6 protein-coding genes are annotated in these 6,558 nt (G+C 44.2%); all 6 read left to right on the top strand.

The genetic code is table 11. The features are described 5' to 3' along the window. Positions 1–275: 275 nt before the first annotated feature. The 6 genes from AB4209_RS18135 (at position 276) to AB4209_RS18110 (ending at position 6,390) form a co-directional block, all read left to right on the top strand. The gene (locus AB4209_RS18135; protein ID WP_048611345.1) at positions 276–1,406 is read left to right on the top strand and encodes a flagellin; all 1,131 of its coding nucleotides are present in this window, start codon (positions 276–278) and stop codon (positions 1,404–1,406) included. A gap of 81 nt (positions 1,407–1,487) precedes the next feature. Next, a complete protein-coding gene (gene flaG / locus AB4209_RS18130) occupies positions 1,488–1,913 on the top strand; it encodes a flagellar protein FlaG (protein ID WP_372056786.1) in 426 nt (141 codons plus the stop codon). A gap of 22 nt (positions 1,914–1,935) precedes the next feature. Next, on the top strand, positions 1,936–3,963 hold the full coding sequence (gene fliD / locus AB4209_RS18125; protein ID WP_372056784.1) for a flagellar filament capping protein FliD: 2,028 nt from the start codon (positions 1,936–1,938) through the stop codon (positions 3,961–3,963). 3 nt (positions 3,964–3,966) lie between these two features. Next, a complete protein-coding gene (locus AB4209_RS18120; protein ID WP_017060688.1) occupies positions 3,967–4,272 on the top strand; it encodes a flagellar protein FliT in 306 nt (101 codons plus the stop codon). Between the two features lie 12 nt (positions 4,273–4,284). After that, positions 4,285–4,695, top strand: coding sequence for a flagellar export chaperone FliS (gene fliS, locus AB4209_RS18115; protein ID WP_004736194.1), 411 nt, complete (start codon positions 4,285–4,287; stop codon positions 4,693–4,695). A gap of 228 nt (positions 4,696–4,923) precedes the next feature. Next, positions 4,924–6,390 carry a sigma-54 dependent transcriptional regulator gene (locus AB4209_RS18110; protein WP_136982075.1) on the top strand — a complete coding sequence of 489 codons (1,467 nt, stop codon included), beginning with the start codon at positions 4,924–4,926 and terminating at the stop codon, positions 6,388–6,390. Positions 6,391–6,558: the final 168 nt, after the last annotated feature.

Raw genomic sequence — 6,558 nt, 5'->3', positions numbered from 1 at the left:
AATCAATAATCAATAATCAAGAAAACGGGAAACTTTAACGAATGCTACTCTATTAATTGAAGCCCGATCACACTTTTCTTTGTTGTTGAAAAGAATACGAAAAAAATCGCATTTTTTATTAAAGCTTCTAATTAAGGGGCCGTTAAAGGGATTGAGAGAAATGATATGTACCAATGTAAGGTGAGAGAGACACTGGTGCATAAACAAATTGACATGTATTTGTGTGAGGTGAGAGTCACATAAGTGCATTAAAAAATGCCTAAAGGAGATCAACTATGGCGATTAATGTAAACACTAATGTGTCTGCAATGACGGCTCAGCGCTACCTGAATAGCGCGGCTGAAGGTACTCAAAAATCAATGGAGCGTTTGTCTTCTGGCTATAAAATCAATAGCGCAAAAGATGATGCTGCGGGCCTACAAATCTCTAACCGCTTAACGTCGCAAAGCCGTGGCCTAGACATGGCTGTGAAAAACGCGAATGACGGTATCTCTATTGCACAGACAGCTGAAGGTGCAATGAATGAGTCAACCAACATTCTGCAACGTATGCGTGACCTTTCTCTTCAATCTTCAAATGGTTCAAACAGCAAATCTGAACGTGTTGCGATCCAAGAAGAAGTCTCTGCTCTAAACACAGAACTTAACCGTATTGCTGAAACGACCTCTTTTGGTGGTAACAGGCTTCTTAACGGTACTTACGGTAGCCAATCTTTCCAAATAGGCGCAGACTCTGGTGAGGCGGTAATGCTCTCTATGGGGAACATGCGCACTGACACTAAAGACATGGGCGGCAAAAGCTATGGCGTAGAAGAAGGCAAAGATGCTTCTTGGCGTGTAGGTGCTGGTTCTGATCTAACGATTAAGTACAATGATAAGTTTGGTGAAGCTCAAGAATTATCCATTTCTGCGAAAGAAGGCAACGATATTGAAGAGCTAGCAACTTACATCAATGGTCAAAGCCAAGACGTTAAAGCGTCTGTAGGTGAAGGCGGCAAACTGCAACTTTTCGCTTCAAGCCAAAAAGTTGAAGGTGATGTTGAGTTTGGCGGCAGCCTTGCGGGCGAACTAGGTATCGGTGCTGGTAAAGACGTTACCGTTAACGATATCGACGTAACTTCTGTTGCAGGTGCAAACGAAGCAGTATCTATCATTGATGGTGCTCTAAAATCTGTTGATAGCCAACGTGCTTCTCTAGGTGCTTTCCAAAACCGTTTTGACCACGCAATCAGCAACTTAGACAACATCAACGAAAACGTTAATGCGTCTAAGAGCCGTATCAAAGATACCGATTACGCGAAAGAAACAACGGCTATGACTAAGTCTCAAATCCTACAACAGGCGAGTACTTCTATCCTAGCTCAAGCAAAACAGTCACCATCAGCAGCTCTAAGCTTATTGGGCTAAACTTACCTCGGTAAGTAGCGGTAAACTCTACTCTGGGTAGAGTTTTACTGTTTGGCTCATAAAGGAGGGAGGGAGAGTGTTATGGAAATATCATCCAACGCATCGAACATCCAGCCTTATGGCTCACCTAATGGCATTAAAATTGCAAGCGATGAAGGTAGTAGTGCGTCGAGTATTTCGCGACTAAAAGAAGCAACATCTTATGACAAGGTAGATAAATCGAAAGAGGAAGCTACCGAAGCGGCGATTCAATTAGCTCAACATAGACAAGAGCTAAATGATGAAGAGCGAGTCAAAATGGTGGAGAAGGTCAACGAGTTTGTCTCCTCTCTCAATAAGGGTGTGGCTTTTAAGGTCGATGAAGAATCTGGGAGAGATGTGGTTACCATTTATGAGACCACAACTGGTGATATTATTCGCCAGATCCCTGATGAAGAAATGCTTGAAATTCTAAGACGCCTAGCAGCCCAAAACTCGAATAGTCGAATATTTGAGGTGAAGGTTTAAGTCGTATTATTGAGGTGATTTAATGAGTTTTGGCCCAATGGGGATTTCGTCTGGTATGGATATTAATTCCATGGTCAGCAAAATTGTTGATTCGGAGCGTGTACCTAAACAGCAACGAATCGACAATGAACGAACGCGAATCGATACCAGCATTAGTGCCTATGGAAGACTCAGAGAATCCCTTGATTCGATGAAAAACCTGATGACAAACTTTCGTCAGGAAAAAGCTTTTGCTGTGCGAACAGTCGAAAGTACCGATGAAGGTCTTGTTTCTGCAACCGCGACTACCGAAGCGATCGCTGGCAAATATGCCATCGATGTGTTGCAGCTTGCCCAAAGCCATAAAGTGGCTTCTGATGTACTGTCAGAGGACATGAAATTTGGCCCAGGTAAGCTGCAGGTTTCGCTTGGTGATGACAGCTTTGACGTGCAAGTTGGCGACAGATCGAGACTTATCGAAGTTGTTCGTGGTATCAACGGTGCAGATAACAACCCAGGCGTTCGTGCATCTATTATCAACGATGTCGAAGGTCCAAGACTTATTATTGCCTCGAACCAGTCTGGTTCAGATCAGCAGATCAGCATTAATGTTGAGTCAGATGCTGCCAATCCTCTGAAAAAACTCGAATATAAAACGCTTGAAGAACGTGTTAAAGCGCTAGAGAAAGCGCGCGTTGCTGCTCAAGCTATTCTAGCTCTAACCCCTGCAGGAAAAGCCGTCGAACTCATTGATGAAGTGATCGCTAGCGATGACCCAAATGCGAATGAAACACTCGATAAAGATGGCAATATCATCCCTGCAGCCCAAACCGACTCTACTTCAGATGCTGACGGAGACTCTCAAAGTCTCAGCTACGGTGAGCAAGCCGCAGCCGACGGCCAAGCAGCCCTAGACGCAGCTCAAGCGGCAAAGTCGGTGATGCCTGAAGACAATATCCCTGGCTGGACTGAAACCGCGTCAGGTACGCTTTTAGATTCTTACTTCACACCAGAACTTGAGCTTGATGAAAAAGCGATAGAGAAGGCACCCGATGTGCCGGGGTGGTCAAATGCTGCCTCAGGTACTCTGACCGATTCATACGTGACACCGAAAGAAGCCCAACAAAAGCTTGAGGCTGAGCAAGCGCGTATCGAAGAGAAGATCTCACAAGAAAAAGCAGAGTTGGCTGAGAAAGTTCAAAAAGGCGAACTCACCGCAGAACAAGCGAAGAAAATTGAGCGTGCTAAATTAGAACCCGAAGAGCGTGAGCTTTTAGAGAAGGTCGATAAAGCGCAAGCAGACCTTGAACAAGCACAGCAATCTTTTGATACCTATAGTGGTATGACTGAAGTTCAGGCTGGCCAAGATTCTATGGTTGTCCTAGATGGAGTTGCTCAGCTCTCTAGTAATAACAATGTGATTGAAGATGCCGTTGAAGGTATCGATATAACGGTGAAAGGAAAAACGCCAAAAGATAAGCCGCCTGCAGAAATTGGTGTCGAGTACGACCGTAATAGTGTTCGCCAAGATATTGAATCCTTTGTGAGCTCTTATAACCAGTTCTATCAAGTGTCGAAAGACCTCGCGGGTGTTGATCCAACGACCGGTCAAAAAGGCCCGCTTTCTGGTGACAGTACAGTGCGTAACGCCGACTCTCGATTGAAAGGGGTATTCTCATCAAGTATCGAAGGTGCGCCAGACAACCTTAAGTCTTTGACTGAATTCGGTATCACCACCACAAGACAAGGCTCGCTAGAAATCAACTACGACATGCTTGATCGTCAACTCAACAACAACTTCGACAAGTTGGGTGAGTTCTTCGGTGGCAACAACGGCTTCGCCAAAAAAGTGGAAGATGCGATTCAAGGTATCACAGGTATCACGGGTTCAATCCGTACTAGAGAAAAGAGCTTGGTCGAGCAAAACTACCGCTTGGTTGATGACCAAAGCGCGCTTGACCGCCGCATGGACAGCCTAGAGAGCCGTACCCACTCTAAGTTCACAGCCATGCAAGATGCGACCAGTAAGATGCAATCTCAGCTGGGCAGTATGATGAATGCGTTGGGCTAATAGATGAATAGCCAGCTACAAGAGCTTTGTGAACTCGATCAACTAATTATCTCTAAACTGGAATTTAGTGAAATTAATGCTGAAGAAATAACGCAGCTTGTCGATAACAGAGAACAGTTATTGCAAAACGTGCTTCAAATAATCGACTCACATCCCGACGTTAAGCAAAGTTCTGAATGGTTTGAAGCCATTACCAGAACCAGAAAATTAGTCGAATTGATGCAGTCTGAGACGAGTCGAGTAGGTAAGACCCTACACAAATATCGTCACGGTGCTAAATCAGTTCAACAATACAAAAAGTTTTTATAGAAGAGGTTTACTATGCGCGGTTCTTTACAGGCATATAAAAAGGTATCAGTGGATAGTCAGCTAACGGCTGCCTCACCGCATAAGATTGTACAAATGCTAATGGCCGGTGCTATCGAGCGTTTGATTCAAGGCAAAGCGGCAATGCAAGCAGGCAACATCCCTGTGAAAGGTGAGCGACTTGGTAAGGCTCTAGATATCATTATTAGCCTACGTAGTTGCCTATCTATGGACGATGGTGGCGATATTGCGAAAAACCTAGATCAACTTTATGAGTTCATGATCACGCAAATTTCTGCGGCAAATCACAAAAATGACCCACAGCCTATTGATGATGTTATCGATATTATTCGCGAAATTAAGAGCGCTTGGGACCAAATTCCGAACGAATATCACAACTTGACGTCCGCTGACGTAGGAATTTAAAGAAAAATTGCAGTTTTAACCAATCTCATATCCCTTAATTGGTTGGTTGCCTTATTTTTTTTATCAAATAAAATAGAAGCCATTAGATAGCCTAATGGCTTTTTTCGTTGCTGATTTCCTAAATTTGTCCACGTAGACCGTAATCGTTGATACTTTTCACTGGTTTATAGACTACGTTGCTCACCGTTTTTCCGCATCGCACCAAAATAAAGGCAATAATTCCTACTTATGCAAGGTTTGGCAAAACTGCTTGTCGTCGACGATAACGCTCAAGATCGTCACAATTTAAGCACAATATTAGAGTTTGTAGGAGAGAGCTGCGAAGTAATCAGCTCTGAACAAGCACGTAAAGTTGACTGGTCACTACAGTGGGCCGGCTGCATTGTTGGTACCATTAAAGGTAAAGGCTTCAACGCATTACTGAATGAGAAGCTTGTTCACGCCAATCACATCCCTTTACTGGTGATTGGCAAAAATAATCACCCGGTTGACGAATTGACTAACTATGTTGGTGAGCTCGAACTTCCTCTTAACTACCCGCAATTAAGTGATGCATTAAGACACTGTAAAGACTTCTTAGGCCGCAAAGGTGTTCAAGTTGTGTCTTCGGCACGCAAGAACACACTGTTTCGCAGCCTAGTAGGACAAAGTGCTGGCATTCAAGAAGTACGTCACTTAATTGAACAAGTCTCTTCTACGGAAGCGAACGTGCTGATTCTTGGTGAATCTGGCACAGGCAAAGAAGTTGTAGCGCGTAACATTCATTATCACTCTAAACGTCGTTCAGGGCCTTTTGTTCCTGTAAACTGTGGCGCGATTCCACCTGATTTGCTTGAAAGTGAACTATTTGGTCATGAGAAGGGCGCATTTACTGGGGCGATTACCGCACGTAAAGGCCGTTTTGAATTAGCTGAAGGTGGCACACTGTTTCTTGATGAAATTGGCGATATGCCGATGGCGATGCAAGTTAAGCTGCTACGAGTGCTGCAAGAGCGATGCTTTGAGCGCGTAGGTGGCAACAGCACCATACAAGCTGATGTCCGAGTGATTGCGGCAACACACCGCAACCTTGAAGATATGATCGACGATGATTCGTTCCGTGAAGATCTCTACTACCGCTTGAATGTATTCCCGATTGAAATGCCGGCGCTTCAAGATCGTAAAGAAGATATTCCACTGTTGCTTCAAGAGCTGATGACTCGAATGGAAGCGGAAGGCAGCATGCCTATCTGTTTCACGGCTCGTGCTATCAACTCTTTGATGGAGCATTACTGGCCAGGTAACGTTCGTGAACTAGCGAACCTGGTTGAACGAATGGTTATCTTGTATCCAAACAGCTTGGTTGATGTGAATCACCTGCCAACTAAATATCGATACAGCGATATCCCTGAGTTCCAGCCAGAGTTTAATAGCTTTGGATCTGAAGAGGAGCAAGAGCGTGATGCACTTGCTGACTTATTCTCAGAAGATTTCAGTTTTGATCAGCAAGATGATATTGCCGACAATGCTAATGCGCCTCAAGAGTTACCGCCAGAAGGGGTTAACTTGAAAGAGCTACTCGCGGATATGGAAGTGAATATGATCAATCAAGCGTTGGAAGCGCAGGGCGGCATTGTTGCTCGTGCTGCTGACATGCTTGGAATGCGTAGAACCACTCTGGTTGAAAAAATGCGTAAATATAACTTGCAGCGATAGTGCCCAGTTTTCGATGAAAACGAAAAACTAGCACACACTTTTTAGCTATTTGGTAACTCTAGCTAAGTGAACAGATAAACCATAGTCGAGTTGTTGCTTGCTTAACTATGTGATAAATATAGCAAATAGCCTGACTCGTGTTGTACGTCTCAGGCTGTTTTAGTATTT

It is taken from the genome of Vibrio sp. 10N.286.48.C11, assembly GCF_041469805.1.
GTDB lineage: Bacteria > Pseudomonadota > Gammaproteobacteria > Enterobacterales > Vibrionaceae > Vibrio > Vibrio crassostreae_C.
The sequence above is the reverse complement of the archived record's forward strand: the minus strand, read 5'-3'. Positions and strand labels throughout refer to the sequence as shown.

Coding starts and splice junctions, on each gene's coding strand:
- AB4209_RS18135 (WP_048611345.1), top strand. CDS start 276: ATGGCGATTAATGTAAACACTAATGTGTCTGCAATGACGGCTCAGCGC.
- flaG (WP_372056786.1), top strand. CDS start 1,488: ATGGAAATATCATCCAACGCATCGAACATCCAGCCTTATGGCTCACCT.
- fliD (WP_372056784.1), top strand. CDS start 1,936: ATGAGTTTTGGCCCAATGGGGATTTCGTCTGGTATGGATATTAATTCC.
- AB4209_RS18120 (WP_017060688.1), top strand. CDS start 3,967: ATGAATAGCCAGCTACAAGAGCTTTGTGAACTCGATCAACTAATTATC.
- fliS (WP_004736194.1), top strand. CDS start 4,285: ATGCGCGGTTCTTTACAGGCATATAAAAAGGTATCAGTGGATAGTCAG.
- AB4209_RS18110 (WP_136982075.1), top strand. CDS start 4,924: ATGCAAGGTTTGGCAAAACTGCTTGTCGTCGACGATAACGCTCAAGAT.